General features: G+C 58.3%; 15 protein-coding genes. 10 read left to right on the forward strand and 5 right to left on the reverse strand.

The window, feature by feature from the left end; translation table 11 throughout:
- Positions 1-13: 13 nt before the first annotated feature.
- Positions 14-865, forward strand: coding sequence for a ChaN family lipoprotein (locus tag CAF73_RS15685; protein ID WP_085703189.1), 852 nt, complete (start codon positions 14-16; stop codon positions 863-865).
- Between the two features lie 226 nt (positions 866-1091).
- Here the strand turns inward: CAF73_RS15685 and CAF73_RS15690 are convergent, their stop codons facing one another.
- The 4 genes from CAF73_RS15690 to CAF73_RS15705 form a co-directional block, all read right to left on the reverse strand.
- Entirely contained in the window at positions 1092-1874 is a 783-nt protein-coding gene (locus CAF73_RS15690; RefSeq protein WP_085703190.1) for a Crp/Fnr family transcriptional regulator, read from the reverse strand.
- A 15-nt stretch (positions 1875-1889) separates the two neighbouring features.
- A complete protein-coding gene (locus tag CAF73_RS15695) occupies positions 1890-2162 on the reverse strand; it encodes a TfoX/Sxy family protein (protein WP_085697486.1) in 273 nt (90 codons plus the stop codon).
- A 220-nt stretch (positions 2163-2382) separates the two neighbouring features.
- Positions 2383-2727 carry a pentapeptide repeat-containing protein gene (locus CAF73_RS15700; RefSeq protein ID WP_007959639.1) on the reverse strand — a complete coding sequence of 115 codons (345 nt, stop codon included), beginning with the start codon at positions 2725-2727 and terminating at the stop codon, positions 2383-2385.
- A gap of 91 nt (positions 2728-2818) precedes the next feature.
- Positions 2819-4375, reverse strand: a complete 1557-nt coding sequence (locus tag CAF73_RS15705) for a bifunctional aminoglycoside phosphotransferase/ATP-binding protein (RefSeq protein ID WP_085703191.1) — start codon at positions 4373-4375, stop codon at positions 2819-2821.
- Between the two features lie 118 nt (positions 4376-4493).
- On the opposite strand from CAF73_RS15705, the gene mrcB reads away from it, so the two are divergent.
- The 3 genes from mrcB to CAF73_RS15720 are packed head-to-tail and all read left to right on the forward strand — an operon-like array spanning position 4494 to position 7916.
- Positions 4494-6818: a penicillin-binding protein 1B gene (mrcB, locus tag CAF73_RS15710; protein ID WP_085697484.1), complete on the forward strand. Its 2325-nt coding sequence runs from the start codon at positions 4494-4496 to the stop codon at positions 6816-6818.
- Between the two features lie 16 nt (positions 6819-6834).
- Positions 6835-7581 carry a M48 family metallopeptidase gene (locus CAF73_RS15715; RefSeq protein WP_085697483.1) on the forward strand — a complete coding sequence of 249 codons (747 nt, stop codon included), beginning with the start codon at positions 6835-6837 and terminating at the stop codon, positions 7579-7581.
- On the forward strand, positions 7581-7916 hold the full coding sequence (locus tag CAF73_RS15720) for a YqcC family protein (RefSeq protein WP_085703192.1): 336 nt from the start codon (positions 7581-7583) through the stop codon (positions 7914-7916). Before CAF73_RS15715 ends, CAF73_RS15720 begins: the two co-directional genes overlap by 1 nt.
- 18 nt (positions 7917-7934) lie before the next feature.
- Here CAF73_RS15720 and CAF73_RS15725 read toward each other — a convergent pair whose 3' ends face one another.
- Positions 7935-8351 (reverse strand): DUF4124 domain-containing protein, encoded by a 417-nt coding sequence (locus CAF73_RS15725; RefSeq protein ID WP_085697481.1) that lies wholly within the window; start codon positions 8349-8351, stop codon positions 7935-7937.
- A 400-nt stretch (positions 8352-8751) separates the two neighbouring features.
- Here CAF73_RS15725 and CAF73_RS15730 point away from each other — a divergent pair, with 400 nt between their 5' ends.
- The 6 genes from CAF73_RS15730 to msrQ all read left to right on the forward strand — a co-directional run bounded on the left by CAF73_RS15730 (position 8752) and on the right by msrQ (position 14739).
- Complete coding sequence (locus tag CAF73_RS15730) at positions 8752-10476, forward strand: acetolactate synthase 3 large subunit (protein ID WP_085697686.1); 1725 nt, start codon at positions 8752-8754, stop codon at positions 10474-10476.
- Between the two features lie 2 nt (positions 10477-10478).
- Positions 10479-10970 (forward strand): acetolactate synthase small subunit, encoded by a 492-nt coding sequence (gene ilvN, locus CAF73_RS15735; RefSeq protein ID WP_003205610.1) that lies wholly within the window; start codon positions 10479-10481, stop codon positions 10968-10970.
- A 48-nt stretch (positions 10971-11018) separates the two neighbouring features.
- On the forward strand, positions 11019-12035 hold the full coding sequence (gene ilvC, locus CAF73_RS15740) for a ketol-acid reductoisomerase (protein ID WP_007959661.1): 1017 nt from the start codon (positions 11019-11021) through the stop codon (positions 12033-12035).
- A gap of 147 nt (positions 12036-12182) precedes the next feature.
- Positions 12183-13040 carry a CDP-diacylglycerol--serine O-phosphatidyltransferase gene (pssA, locus tag CAF73_RS15745; RefSeq protein WP_039771608.1) on the forward strand — a complete coding sequence of 286 codons (858 nt, stop codon included), beginning with the start codon at positions 12183-12185 and terminating at the stop codon, positions 13038-13040.
- Between the two features lie 62 nt (positions 13041-13102).
- On the forward strand, positions 13103-14116 hold the full coding sequence (gene msrP / locus CAF73_RS15750) for a protein-methionine-sulfoxide reductase catalytic subunit MsrP (RefSeq protein WP_085703193.1): 1014 nt from the start codon (positions 13103-13105) through the stop codon (positions 14114-14116).
- Entirely contained in the window at positions 14116-14739 is a 624-nt protein-coding gene (msrQ, locus tag CAF73_RS15755; protein ID WP_085703194.1) for a protein-methionine-sulfoxide reductase heme-binding subunit MsrQ, read from the forward strand. Before msrP ends, msrQ begins: the two co-directional genes overlap by 1 nt.
- Positions 14740-15014 lie beyond the last annotated feature (275 nt).

Raw genomic sequence — 15014 nt, forward strand, 5'->3', positions numbered from 1 at the left:
TCGAGGTGAGGGTATGCGCGGGATTTTGCTATTGGCGGTGTTGTGGCTTGCGGGTTGCCAGCATGTTGCGGCGCCGCCGGTCGTGGGCGAGATCCGTGATTTGCGCAGCGGCGAGAGTCTGACGGCGCAGCAATTACTGACGCAGCTCAGCAGATCGGCGCGGATGATTATCGGCGAACAGCATGACAGCGCCGATCACCATGCCCTTCAATTGTGGTTGCTGCGCAATCTTCAAGAAACGCGCCCTCAGGGCAGTCTCCTGCTGGAAATGTTGACGCCCGATCAACAGTCGCGGGTTGATGAAGTGCGGCATGCCGCAACGCCGCCGGCCGATCTTCCTGCTGCATTGGCCTGGCAGGACGGTTGGGACTGGAATCTCTACGGACCGATTGTGCGATTCGCCCTGACGCAATCCTGGCCGTTGCTGGCGGCCAATCTCGATAACATCGAAATTCGCGCGTTCTATCGTGATCCTCCGGTTTTGAGCGGTGAGCGCAGCAACGCTGAGTCGGTGAAAGAGGCGCTATTGGAGCAGATTGGCGATTCTCACTGCGGCTTGATGCCGTCATCACAAATGCCGGCGATGCTGGCCGTTCAGCAACAACGGGATCGGCGCATGGCCTCGCGTTTGTTGGCGGCGCCCGCGCCTGCGTTGTTATTGGCGGGGGCGTTTCATGCGCGCAAGGATGTGGGCGTGCCGCTGCATGTGCTGGATCTGGGCGCGCCCGAAGCGCCCACGGTGTTGATGCTGGCGGAGCAGGGCAGTCAGGTTACGGCGGCGATGGCTGATTATGTCTGGTACACACCGGCCAGACCGAAACCGGATTATTGCGCCGAAATGCGTAAGCAGTTCAGTAAGCAATGACTTTTCCACAGGCAAAAAAAGACCCGGTAAAAACCGGGTCAAATAACCGTGATTAGCCTGATGAGGAGATAATCTGAGAGTCCGAACCAAGGGCTTTTCAGAATATCGACTGATCTCGCGACCAGTTGTGATAATCATAGCGATTCTCATTACCAAGTCAACTGCTGTTTTTTCATTTCTGTCGTTTTGTCCCGGCAATGGCGTTGACGCCCTCTGAATATGAGAGTCAGGTCTGGGCTGTGAGCTGTTTGTTGAGCTGGTCGATACGCCGCGCCATGCTTTCGATCAGGCTGTGGGCAATTTTCGGATTGGTGCGGGTCATGCTCAGAAACTGATCGCCGGGAATCAGCATTACAGTGCTCGCCTCCCGGGCAATGACCGTCGCGTTGCGCGGCTCGCCAGTGAACACCGCCATTGCGCCGAATATTTCATCCTTGAGCACGTCACCTACCTTGTGCCCGTTCACAAACGCTTCGGCGTGTCCTTCGATGATCACGAACACATGATCGGCGGTGTCGCCCTGGCGAATCAGGACGTCCCCGGCCTCGACTCGCTTGAAACCATTGGTGCTGCGAAACTCACGTGGCTTGAACTCGGCAACGGCGTGAGCCAACAGTGCCATTTGCCCGAGCAGGTAATGCAGAAACTGCTCCGAGCGCGACGAGTCGCTGTACACATGCTGAAACAAATCGCCTCGGCGAAAAGGCATTAATGTCACCGGGTTTTCCGCGCACAAGCTGCAATCCGCCCATTCCGGCCCCTGTTGCAGGCCGATCAAATCTCCTTCGTGCCAGTAGAACAAGCCGCGACCACTGAGTCGGCCGGTGATGACACCCTCCGTCAGCAAAAACAACTGGTCGTCCGGCAAGCGCGCCAATAGGTCATCCGTCGCTTCCAGTTCCAGGGCCGGCCCACACGATGCGAGGCCTTCCAGCAATTGCGCAGGCAGGCTCTGCAAGCGGTTGATCAATGCGTCGGCCTGTGCCGATTGTTCCCCGAGCAAGTACATGACGGTCGATACCGGTTAGTTCTTGTGGCGAGAGGAAATGGCTTCCAGCTGCCGGTTCAGCGCATCCTTGCGTTCGGCGGGGATGTCATTCCAGTGCACATCCATCAACGCCCCTTCGATCGCGTACAACAACACCTTCGACGCCCGAAACCCGCGAGTGCGCACGGCCCGGTAGGCATCCACAGCGCCCAGGCGGCGCAGATCCGAGGCGCTATGGATGCCCACGGCATGCAGCCATTGCGCCGACGTCTTGCCAAGATTCTTCAGGTGTTGCAGTTCATCATTCATCAAGCCTCCTTGCGACGGCCGAATGGTGCGTGAGCGAGCTTCTGAGGAGTGTAGCCATCAGTAGGAAAAGCGTGGTTGTTTGGTCGGATTCAACGCAAACGCTTCTAAGAAACGTCAGTTTCTGCTGATGAGTCAGGTTGGGGAGGACGAGCGAGAGTTACGAATAGCACGCAGTCCAGCGCAAGGCGGGGGCGCTGGACGAGTTTGGAAGTTCCGAGACTCAGCGAGTGCGATAACGCAGGCGCGTACCGAAATTCATCGACATCAGGATTTCGTCGGCACTCAGCTCCGGCGGGAAGTAAGCACCGGAGATCTGCGCATGAGCCAGGCTCGCACCTTCCAGCGAAGCATTGCGAAAATCGATGCCGCGCAGGTCGGCGGAACGGAAGTAGGCGTCCCGGAAATCCACACCATCGGCGTTCAGTTCACGCAGGTCGAGGCCACGAAAATCACCGCCAACCATGTCGATCGGGCCGTCTTTCGGGCGTTCATTGTTGAAACCTGTGATGTCGTCTTTGTGCAGCAAGGCATAAAGCGGGGTGTCGAGAAGTTTCGGCTGGCTCATGTCAAATCACCTGTTGGTTTTATGACGCCAGTATAGTGCCACTATTTGACGGCCGTGAAGCGAGCAAGGGCTTCACGGCCGAAATAGTTTCTTACAGACCTGGCAGGCGCTGGCGGATTTGCGCCACGACGGTGTCCAGAGTGCCGGATTCATTGGTCTGCACGCGTTTGCTGCGCAGGATTTCTTCCGGTGTCAGGGCTTCGCGGTTCGCCTGTTGTGCTTCGATCACGGCGAGGGTGGCGTCGGACGGATCTTTCTTGTCCGCCTGGCGAATCGCCAACCAGCTCTCGATCACTGCCTGTGGAGCGTTGCAGTCGAGGATCAGGAACGGCGCACCAGTGGCTTCGGCGACCTTGGCGGCGTTGTCGCGTTGTTCGCGCTTGAGGTAAGTGGCGTCGATCACCACCGGGAAACCGGCGTGCAGGATCACTTCGGCGATTTCATGCAGCCGAGCATAAGTCGCAGCGCTGGCATCGGCGCTGTAGATCCCGGCCTGAACATCATTTGCAACCGTTTGCTCGCCGAACAGACGTTTGCGCTCGACATCGGAACGCAGACGGATCGCGCCCAGCGCTTCGACCAGGCGCATGGCCACATGGCTTTTGCCGACAGCGGAAACGCCATGGGTGATTGCCATGAAGCGCGAAGGAATGGTGCTGTAGCTTTCCGCCAGGTTGGCATAGTTGCGGTATTGGCGAAGGGTTGTGGCGCGCTGCACCGGAGTCGCATCGGCCGGCATGCTGAACAGTGCGACTTTCGCACGCACCAGGGCGCGGTAAGCCTTATAGAAGTTCAGCACTTCCAGGCCTTGGTAGTCGCCGGTCAGTTCCAGGTACTGGCTGACGAAGCGACGGGCCAAGGATTTCAGGCCACGGTCTTCCAGATCCATCGCCAGGAAGCCGGTGTCGGCCCACACGTCGGTGAAGCGGAACGGTTCGTTGAATTCGATGCAGTCGAAGATCACGACCTTGCCGTCGATCAGCGTGGCGTTGCCCAAGTGAATGTCACCGTGGCACTCGCGAGTGAAACCGTCGGCCTTGCGTTGGGCGAACAGCGGTTTCAGACGATCGAAACTGCTTTCAGCCCACGCTTGCAGGGCGTCGAGTTGCAGCAGATCGTTCTTGTCGCTGAGGAACGGCAGGATCTGTTCGAAGTTCTGGCGCACTGGCGCCATCACGCTGTCAGGCGTGCCGGCATCGTGCTCGGCCGGGACTTTCGGCGCGTTGAGGTGGAAGCGGGCGATCTGCTCGGCCATCGCGTCGATGTGCGCGGTGGTCAACTCGCCGTTGGCTTGCAGGGTGCTGAGCAGGCCGGTTTGCGGGAACTGGCGCATTTTCAGCACGTATTCGATGGCCGGACCTTCGCCGCCCAGTTGCGGGGCTTCGGCGCTGCCGGTCACTGGAATCACTTCCAGATACAAGTCGTCGGTCAGGCGCTGGTTCAGGCGCAGCTCTTCGCCGCAGAAGTGCTCACGGGAGTCGAGGCTGGTGAAGTCGAGGAAACCGAAATTCACCGGTTTCTTCACTTTATAAGCGTAGGGACCGGTGAGCAGCACCCACGAGATATGGGTTTCGATGACCTGGAACCCTTCGACGGGATGCGGGTAGAGGGCCGGGTTTTGCAGGGCAGCGATCAGGGACTGGCTCACGGACGATCCTTCAGAGACTGGGAGAAATTCAAGGCGCTCATTATGGCCGCTCGCCAGCCCGACGCAAACCTCGGCGCGCTCCTGTTGAGTATGAATAAAGTGCGTATAATCCGCCGCCATGACTCGTACTCGATCCTCCCGTACCCCAAAAAAACCAGCTTCCCGGGGCCTGCGCCCATGGTTGGGCTGGGCCCTTAAACTCAGTCTGGTCGGCCTTGTTGTGCTGGCTGGCTTCGCCGTTTACCTCGATGCCGTGGTGCAGGAGAAGTTCTCCGGCAAGCGCTGGACCATCCCGGCCAAGGTGTATGCGCGTCCGCTCGAGCTGTTCGTCGGACAGAAGCTGAGCAAGGACGATTTCCTGACCGAGCTCGATGCCTTGGGCTATCGCCGCGAAGCCGTCAGCAACGGTCCTGGCGCTGCATCGGTCAATGGCAACACGGTTGATCTGAATACCCGCGGCTTCCAGTTCTATGAAGGCCTCGAGAAACCGCAGTCGGTGCGCGTGCGTTTCTCCGGCGATTACGTGGCCGAACTCTCGGCGACCAACGGTTCGAAGCTCTCCGTGGTGCGCCTGGAGCCGCTGATGATCGGCGGCATCTACCCGAAAAACCTGGAAGACCGGATTCTGATCAAGCTCGATCAGGTGCCGCCGTATCTGCTGGAAACCCTGGTCGCCGTCGAAGACCGGGATTTCTACAGCCACTGGGGCGTGTCGCCGAAATCGATTGCCCGCGCCGTTTGGGTCAACACCTCGGGCGGCAAGATGACTCAGGGCGGCAGTACGCTGACCCAGCAACTGGTCAAGAACTTCTACCTCACCAATGAACGCAGCCTCACCCGCAAGCTCACCGAAGCGATGATGGCGATGCTGCTCGAGCTGCATTACGACAAAAAGGAAATCCTTGAGGCTTACCTCAACGAAGTCTTTGTCGGTCAGGACGGTCAGCGTGCGGTCCACGGTTTCGGTCTGGCCAGCCAGTTTTTCTTCGCCCAGCCCTTGTCCGAGTTGAAGCTGCACCAGGTCGCGCTGTTGGTTGGCATGGTCAAAGGCCCGTCCTATTACAACCCGCGTCGCAACCCGGAACGGGCGCTGGAACGACGCAATCTGGTGCTCGACGTGCTTGAGCAACAGGGTGTCGCTTCCGCCGAACAGGTCGCCGCTGCGAAGAAAATGCCGCTTGGCGTGACCACGCGCGGCAAACTGGCGGACAGTTCTTTCCCGGGCTTCATCGATCTGGTCAAGCGCCAGTTGCGTGAAGACTATCGCGACGAAGACTTGACCGAAGAAGGCCTGCGAATCTTCACCAGTTTCGATCCGATCCTGCAGATGAAAGCTGAAGCGTCGGTCAACGACACCTTCAAGCGTCTGTCCGGTCGCAAGGGTTCCGACGACGTGGAAGCGGCGATGGTCGTGACCAATCCGGAAACCGGTGAAGTCCAGGCCATGATCGGCAGCCGTCAGGCGAGTTTTGCCGGGTTCAACCGGGCACTGGATGCGGTGCGGCCGATCGGCTCGCTGATCAAGCCGGCGGTTTATCTGACGGCACTGGAGAAACCGAGCCAGTACACGCTGACCAGTTGGCTGTCGGACGACCCGCTTTCAATCAAAGGTGCTGACGGTCAGGTCTGGAAACCGCAGAACTATGACCGTCGCTCCCACGGCACGGTATTCCTGTACCAGGGGCTGGCGCATTCCTACAACCTGTCGACCTCGCGTCTGGGTCTGGCGGTCGGCGTTCCGAATGTCCTCAAAACGCTCGCGCGACTGGGCGTGACCCGCGAGTTTCCGGCGTTCCCGTCGATGCTGCTTGGCGCTGGGGGCATGACCCCGATCGAAGTGGCGACGATGTACCAGACCCTGGCCAACGGTGGCTTCAATACGCCGATGCGCGGGATCCGCAGCGTGCTGACTGCCGAGGGCGAGCCGCTCAAGCGTTATCCGTTCCAGATCGAGCAGCGTTTCGATCCGGCCTCGATCTATCTGATCCAGAACGCCATGCAGCGGGTCATGCGTGAAGGTACCGGCAGTTCGGTTTATAACGTGTTGCCAAGAACTCTGACACTGGCGGGCAAGACCGGCACCAGTAACGATTCGCGCGACAGCTGGTTCGCCGGTTTCAGCCAGGATCTGCTGGCGGTGGTCTGGCTCGGCCGCGACGACAACGGCAAGACCCCGTTCACCGGAGCCACCGGTGCGTTGCAGGTCTGGACCAGCTTCATGCGCAAGGCCGATCCGCTGCCGTTGGACATGCCGCAGCCGGATAACGTGGTGCAGGCATGGGTTGATTCGCGCACCGGTCAAGGCTCCGATGCCAACTGTCCGGGCGCCGTGCAGATGCCGTATATTCGCGGCAGCGAACCGCCACCCGGCGCCTCCTGCGCGAGCGAAAGCCCGGCATCGGGCGAGTCGGTGATGGATTGGGTCAAGGGCTGGATGAATTAAGCGAAGAGGGTTTCAAGTGAACAAGTGGTTGATTCCAGCGGTGACCGCCGTGGCTTTGCTCAGCGGCTGTTCCACCGTACAGCGTGGTTCGATTCCGGTCGTGGATGCCGGTACCGCCGTGTCCAACAGCGAGCGCATTTCGGCCAATGGCGGTTTCCGTCAAACGACGGTGAAACGTCCTGCACAGGCCCAGACCCAGGCAATTCCGCAAGGCGATACCGGTGTGGTGGTAATGGTGCCGGGCGGCGCAGCGACGTCGACACCGATCAGCACCTCGCCGATCGTTCCGGGCCCGGCGTCTGGCGGTATCACGCCGGGTCCATATAACCCTTCGCCGGTCGAGTCGGCGCCGATCAACTCCGGCAGCTACAGCATGCCTTCGACGCCGAGCGGCATTCCTTCAGCCAGCAGCGGCGGCGGTCTGTCTGCCGATGAACAGCTGGACGGCCCGGTACTCGCACTTTTGACCACAGCGCAACAGCAGCAGGCCGGTGGCGACCTCAACGGCGCGTCCTCCAGCCTGGAGCGCGCCCAGCGTGTAGCGCCGCGCGAGCCGCAAGTGCTGTACCGTCTGGCGCAGGTGCGCATGGCCCAGGGCGATGCACCGCAAGCCGAGCAGACCGCACGTCGTGCACTGACCATGGCCAATGGTCGTCCGGACTTGCAGGCCAGCCTGTGGGAATTGATCGCTCAGGCCCGTGAGAAGCAAGGTGACTCCGCCGGCGCCACTCTGGCCCGTCAGAAGGCCAAGGTGTCGCTGTGATGGACAGTCGCTTCTCCAAGGTCGCCGATCAATTGCTGTTGATCGAACGTGAACTGCGCGCCCAGGGCTGGTGGGATGACGTCCAGCCCTCGGTCGAAGCCCTGAGCAGCGTCGAGCCGTTTTCGGTCGATACTCTCGAGTTCGAGCAGTGGCTGCAATGGATCTTCCTGCCGCGGATGAAGATGATCCTCGAGCAGAATCTGCCATTGCCCAATGCCTCGGGAATTCAGGAAATGGCCGAGATGGTTTTTGCTCAGCGCAGCGTGCAAGGCAAGGATCGGCAGCTTCAGGTGTTGCTCAAAGAGTTCGACCTGTTGATTACTGCTTCGCGCTGAACCGGGAGCTGCCAGTGGTTACTGGCAGTTTTCCGCAATCTGTTTTTGTGCCTCCGCAATACGTTGCTGGCGCTGGTCGTCGCTCAGTCGCCGCAATTCCCCCTCCACTTCCTCCCTCAAGCGCGGATTGTTCTGCAGTTGCGCGAGGTTCGTGCGCGCCTGTTCGCAAAATGCCCTGAGTTGGTTTTGTTGCTCGGCCACTTGCTGCTTGACCTTGTCATCGATGGCTTTCTGATCGCCCACCGCGCCGCTGCCGGATAACGCCGCCGGTTTTGGTGGAGGTGAGGAGGGTGTCTCCAGGGCCGTGGATGGTTGCCCCTGTGGTGGCTGCTGATCGAAATGGGTAATGCCCTGGGCGTCGACCCATTTGTAGATTTGAGCGGCCATGCACCATGGGCTGGCGCTGATTAGTAGAGTCAGGAGAAGCGTTCGCATGCTGATTCCTTGGCAAAACTGCGCAATTGAAGCTAACAGAGTAGCGGTTTCCAGGTTTTTTCTTGCGTTCTCATGTGCTTACCCACAATTAAGCACATTCACGACTTGACTTGGAGAGGGCGAAACAGAAGAATCCAAAGTCCGCTGTACAGGGACTGCCAGAAGCAGACCCTCTCGGCAGATCATGAGGCGCATATCCGCGTCGACCTGTTACACCCGCAACGCGTTACCTCGCGCTGGGTGGGAAAGGCCCGCAACACTTGGGACGATCCCAATACTTGCTCAGTCAGTGCTGACGTAGTCGGCGACCACCGTCGCTCATGCTCTGCCGAGAAGTAAACCTATTAAGACCCGTTCGCTTTTTTGTGGACGGTATTCTGGCGTTTTAGAGGTGAACAACGTGGAGCTTTTATCTGGCGGTGAGATGCTCGTCCGCTTTTTGCGTGACGAAGGCGTCAAATATATCTACGGGTACCCGGGTGGTGCTCTTCTTCATGTTTACGATGCCCTGTTCAAAGAACCGGAAGTGACCCACATCCTGGTTCGTCACGAACAAGCGGCTACCCATATGGCTGACGGTTACGCCCGTGCCACCGGTAAAGCCGGCGTGGTATTGGTGACTTCCGGTCCAGGCGCCACGAACGCCATCACCGGTATCGCCACCGCCTATATGGACTCGATTCCAATGGTGATCATTTCCGGTCAGGTGCCAAGCACCATGGTCGGCACCGATGCGTTCCAGGAAACCGACATGATCGGTATTTCCCGGCCGATCGTGAAGCACAGCTTCATGATCAAGCACGCTTCGGAAATCCCGGAAGTCATGAAGAAAGCCTTCTACCTGGCGCAATCCGGTCGTCCGGGCCCGGTCGTGGTCGATATTCCGAAAGACATGACCAACCCGGCCGAGAAGTTCGAATACGTCTTCCCGAAGAAAGCCAAACTGCGCTCCTACAGTCCGGCCGTTCGCGGTCATTCCGGGCAAATCCGCAAGGCGGCAGAAATGCTCCTGGCGGCCAAACGTCCCGTGCTGTACTCCGGCGGTGGCGTGATCCTCGGCAACGGCTCCGCGCCGCTGACCGAACTGGCAAAAATGCTTAACCTGCCGGTTACCAACACCTTGATGGGGCTGGGTGCCTACCCTGGCACTGATCGTCAGTTCATCGGCATGCTCGGCATGCACGGTAGCTACACCGCCAACCTGGCGATGCACCATGCCGACGTGATCCTGGCGGTCGGTGCGCGTTTCGATGATCGCGTGATCAACGGCGCGCCGAAGTTCTGCCCGAACGCCAAGATCATTCACATCGACATCGACCCGGCTTCGATTTCCAAGACCATCAAGGCCGACGTGCCGATCGTTGGTCCGGTGGAGAGTGTCCTGACCGAAATGGTCTCGATCCTCAAGGAAATCGGCGAAACCCCGAACAAGGAAGCGGTCGCCAGTTGGTGGAAACAGGTTGACGAGTGGCGTGGTGATCGTGGCCTGTTCCCTTACGACAAGGGCGACGGCAGCAAGATCAAGCCACAGACCGTGATTGAAACCCTGTGCGAAGTGACCAAGGGCGACGCCTTTGTGACCTCCGACGTGGGCCAGCACCAGATGTTTGCTGCGCAGTACTACAAGTTCAACAAGCCGAACCGCTGGATCAACTCCGGTGGCCTGGGCACGATGGGCTTCGGCCTGCCGGCGGCGATGGGTATCGCTCTCAGCTTTCCTGACACCGATGTTGCGTGCGTCACCGGTGAAGGCAGTATCCAGATGAACATCCAGGAACTGTCGACCTGCCTGCAATACGGTTTGCCGGTCAAAATCGTGATCCTGAACAACGGTGTTCTGGGCATGGTTCGTCAGTGGCAGGACATGAGTTACGGCAGCCGTCACTCACACTCCTACATGGAATCCTTGCCTGACTTCGTCAAGCTGGCTGAAGCCTATGGCCACGTCGGCGTGCGCATCACCGAATCGAAAGATTTGAAGTCGAAGATGGAAGAGGCGTTCGCCATGAAAGATCGCCTGGTGGTGATCGACATTTCGGTCGACACCAGCGAGCACGTCTATCCGATGCAGATCAAAGACGGCTCCATGCGCGATATGTGGCTGAGCAAGACGGAGCGTACCTAATCATGCGGCACATTATTTCCTTGCTTCTGGAAAACGAACCTGGTGCTTTGTCTCGCGTAGTCGGCCTGTTCTCGCAGCGCAACTACAACATTGAAAGCCTGACCGTGGCGCCAACCGAAGACCCGACCCTGTCGCGTCTGACACTGACCACCGTCGGCCACGATGAAATCATCGAGCAGATCACCAAAAACCTGAACAAGCTGATCGAAGTGGTCAAGCTGGTGGACCTGTCGGAAAGCGCTCACATCGAACGCGAACTGATGCTGGTCAAGGTCAAGGCCACTGGCGCCCAGCGCGCCGAGATCAAACGCACCACCGATATTTACCGTGGACAGATCGTCGACGTCAGCGCCAGCGTTTATACCGTTCAACTGACCGGTACCAGCGACAAGCTCGACAGCTTCATTCAGTCCATCGGCACCGCATCGATTCTGGAGACTGTCCGCAGTGGCGTCACCGGTATTGCCCGCGGCGACAAAGTACTCAGCATCTAAACCAAATTAGCGAATGGCCTGAGCGGCCTGGATATAAAGGGGAAATTCATGAAAGTTTTCTACGATAAAGACTGCGACCTGTCGATCATCCAGGGCAAGAAAGTTGCCATCATCGGTTACGGTTCGCAGGGTCACGCTCAAGCGTGCAACCTGAAAGACTCCGGTGTCGACGTTACTGTTGGTCTGCGTAAAGGTTCGGCTACCGTTGCCAAGGCTGAAGCCCACGGCCTGAAAGTGACCGACGTGGCGGCCGCTGTTGCCGGTGCCGACCTGGTCATGATCCTGACCCCGGACGAGTTCCAGTCCCAGCTTTACAAGAACGAAATCGAGCCGAACATCAAGAAAGGCGCCACCCTGGCCTTCTCCCACGGCTTCGCGATCCACTACAACCAGGTTGTTCCGCGTGCCGACCTCGACGTGATCATGATCGCGCCGAAAGCCCCGGGCCACACCGTACGTTCCGAGTTCGTGAAAGGCGGCGGTATCCCTGACCTGATCGCGATCTACCAGGACGCCTCCGGCAACGCCAAGAACGTTGCACTGTCCTACGCCGCCGGTGTTGGTGGCGGTCGTACCGGCATCATCGAAACTACTTTCAAGGACGAGACCGAAACCGACCTGTTCGGCGAACAAGCCGTTCTGTGCGGCGGCACCGTTGAGCTGGTAAAAGCCGGTTTCGAAACCCTGGTTGAAGCTGGCTACGCGCCGGAAATGGCCTATTTCGAGTGCCTGCACGAACTGAAACTGATCGTTGACCTCATGTATGAAGGCGGTATCGCCAACATGAACTACTCGATCTCCAACAACGCTGAATACGGCGAGTACGTGACAGGTCCGGAAGTGATCAACGCCGAATCCCGTCAGGCCATGCGCAACGCCCTGAAACGTATTCAGGACGGCGAATACGCCAAAATGTTCATCAGCGAAGGCGCAACCGGCTACCCTTCGATGACCGCCAAGCGTCGTAACAACGCCGCTCACGGTATCGAGATCATCGGCGAGCAACTGCGCTCCATGATGCCGTGGATCGGTGCCAACAAGATCGTCGACAAAGCCAAAAACTAAGTCGTAGATCCTTGCATGAAAAAACGCGGCCTAGGCCGCGTTTTTTCGTATGGGCGAGCGGTTCTGGTATAAAGCTGCATCGTTTGTGGCCGAACCGTCGTCCCAGGCGCCTGTCGAAAATGTCCAATCCGTTGCAAGGTACTGTCCATGAGCGAACGTCCCGAAGAGCCGAACCAGGCTTCCGACGCCGAAAGCCTGCTGCCCATCGATGAGCACATCGAAGAAGGGCATGACGCAGAAGGCCGTAAAGTCCGGCATCGTGGTATCTATCTTCTGCCGAATCTGTTCACCACTGCGAACTTGTTCGCAGGGTTCTATTCCATCATCAACTCGATGAGTGCCCAGGCTGCATTGAGCGCCGGGGATGCCGCGAATGCGAGCAAATACTTTGCCTTTGCCGCCATCGCGATTTTCGTCGCCATGGTGCTCGATGGTCTCGATGGTCGCGTGGCGCGCATGACCAATACCCAAAGTGCGTTTGGTGCCGAGTACGACTCGTTGTCGGACATGGTTGCCTTCGGCGTCGCCCCCGCGTTGCTGGCTTTTGGCTGGGCGCTGGGTGACATGGGCAAGGTCGGCTGGATGGTTGCCTTCATTTACGTGGCGGGTGCGGCATTGCGTCTGGCGCGCTTCAACACTCAGGTGGGGACCGCCGACAAACGCTACTTCATCGGTCTGGCCAGCCCGGCTGCTGCCGGTGTGGTTGCCGGGATTGTCTGGGCGTTCAGCGATTACGGGATCCAGGGTTCGAAGATGTCATTCCTGGTTGCGTTGATGGTAGCGGCCGCCGGCATGCTGATGGTCAGCAATATCAAATACAACAGCTTCAAGGAGCTGGATCTGAAGGGGCGTGTGCCTTTCGTGGCTATCCTTGCAGTGGTGCTGGTGTTTGCCGTGGTGTTCAGCGATCCGCCTCGCATTCTGCTGCTGGTGTTCCTCGCCTACGCCGCTTCGGGCCCGGTGCAGTACTTGTTGCATCTTCGTCGTCACAAACACGCCGAGTGATGTAATTTCCCTCATACTCCGCAGTCTATGGTGCATCTGTCCTCCAAAGCTGCGGAGTTGCCATGCTGATCAAAGTCCCTAAAGCGTCCGATTGCCATGAGTCGGACGTCACGCCTGAATCCATTTATCTCTCTCGTCGACAATTGCTCGGAGCGACTGCGGCCGGTTTGGCCATGAGCACTTTGCCGCGCTGGGCCAGTGCCGAAGAGGCTGCCCGCTATGCCGATGTCGAAGCCGGAAAGGCGCCCGCCTGGTTTGCCGAGAAGCTGCCCTCTGTCAAATGGGGGGCGGTGAACGTCAAGGATGAGGCGATTACGCCTTTCAAAGATGCGACCCATTACAACAACTTCTATGAGTTCGGCACCGACAAGGGGGATCCTGCGGCCAATGCCGGTTCGTTGAAAACCGAACCCTGGAGTGTTGTGGTGGACGGAGAGGTGGGTAAGCCGGGGCGTTATGCTCTGGAAGATTTCATGAAGCCTTACCAGCTGGAGGAGCGCATCTATCGCCTTCGTTGTGTCGAGGCATGGTCGATGGTGATTCCCTGGATCGGTTTCCCTGTTTCGGCACTGTTGAAGCAGGTAGAGCCTACCTCCAATGCCAAGTACATTCGCTTCGAAACCCTGCAGGATCCCAAGTCCATGCCCGGACAGCGTTCTGGATTTGCCCTGATCGACTGGCCTTATGTGGAAGGCTTGCGTCTGGATGAGGCGATGAATCCGTTGGCGATTCTGGCGGTGGGTATGTATGGCCGTGAATTGCCGAATCAGAACGGTGCACCGCTGCGTCTGGTAGTGCCATGGAAGTACGGCTTCAAGAGCGTCAAATCCATCGTGCGGATCAGTCTGGTCAGTGAGCAGCCGAAGACAACCTGGCAGAGCATTGCGTCTGATGAGTACGGGTTCTATGCGAATGTGAACCCTACAGTCGACCATCCACGTTGGACTCAGGCCCGGGAGCGGCGACTGCCCAACAGCCTGTTCAAGCCGAATGTGCGTGATACGCAGATGTTCAACGGCTACTCGGATGAGGTCGCTTCTTTATATAAAGGGCTCGATCTGCGGAAGAACTACTGATGCGATATCCGATCTGGCGCGTAGGCGTTTTCCTGGCTGCGGCGATCTGGCCGCTGTTCTGGTTCTATCAGGCTTTTGCGGATCTGCTTGGGCCGGATCCGGGAAAAGTCCTGGTTGATCGATTGGGGCTTGGGACATTGGTATTGCTGTTGATCACGCTGAGTATGACGCCGCTGCAGAAACTGACGGGGTGGGCCGGATGGATTGCTGTGCGTCGGCAGTTGGGGCTCTGGTGTTTTGCCTATGTGGTTCTGCATCTCTTCAGCTATATGGCGTTCATTCTCGGTTTCGACTGGTCGCAACTGGGTGTCGAGCTGCGTAAGCGTCCCTACATCATTGTGGGTGCTCTGGGGTTTCTGGGGTTACTCGTATTGGCTGTTACCTCCAATCGATATAGTCAGCGCCGCTTAGGTGTCCGCTGGAAGAAGTTGCACCGGTTGGTGTACGTGATTCTCGGATTGGGATTGCTGCATATGCTGTGGATTGTGCGTGCTGACCTTAAGGAGTGGGCAATCTATGCCCTGATAGGTGTTTTCCTTTTGGCACTGCGTATTCCTCCTTTGACTCGCCGGATCCCTCGTTTGATGGGTAAAAAGCAGGTTTTTCAGGAAAAGCGAAATTAAGTGTTGACGGCAGATTCTGAGTCTCTATAATTCGCCCCACTTCCGGCGCAGTCGAAGCGGAAAACTCCTTGAGATTCAATGAGTTAAGTAGGTTTCGAAGGCGGGTCGCTTCAGTTCATCGAAGCCTGGAAGGCGTTGGAAATGCCGGTGTGCTGGGCGCTTTCAACGGTTCGATCTTCTCGGTCGAAAGCGAAGAAAAAGAGGTGTTGACAGCAGCGTGTAACGCTGTAGAATTCGCCTCCCGCTAACGAGAGATCGGAAGCGCAAGTGGTTGA

This window comes from Pseudomonas sp. B15(2017) (assembly GCF_002113215.1).
Lineage (GTDB): Bacteria > Pseudomonadota > Gammaproteobacteria > Pseudomonadales > Pseudomonadaceae > Aquipseudomonas.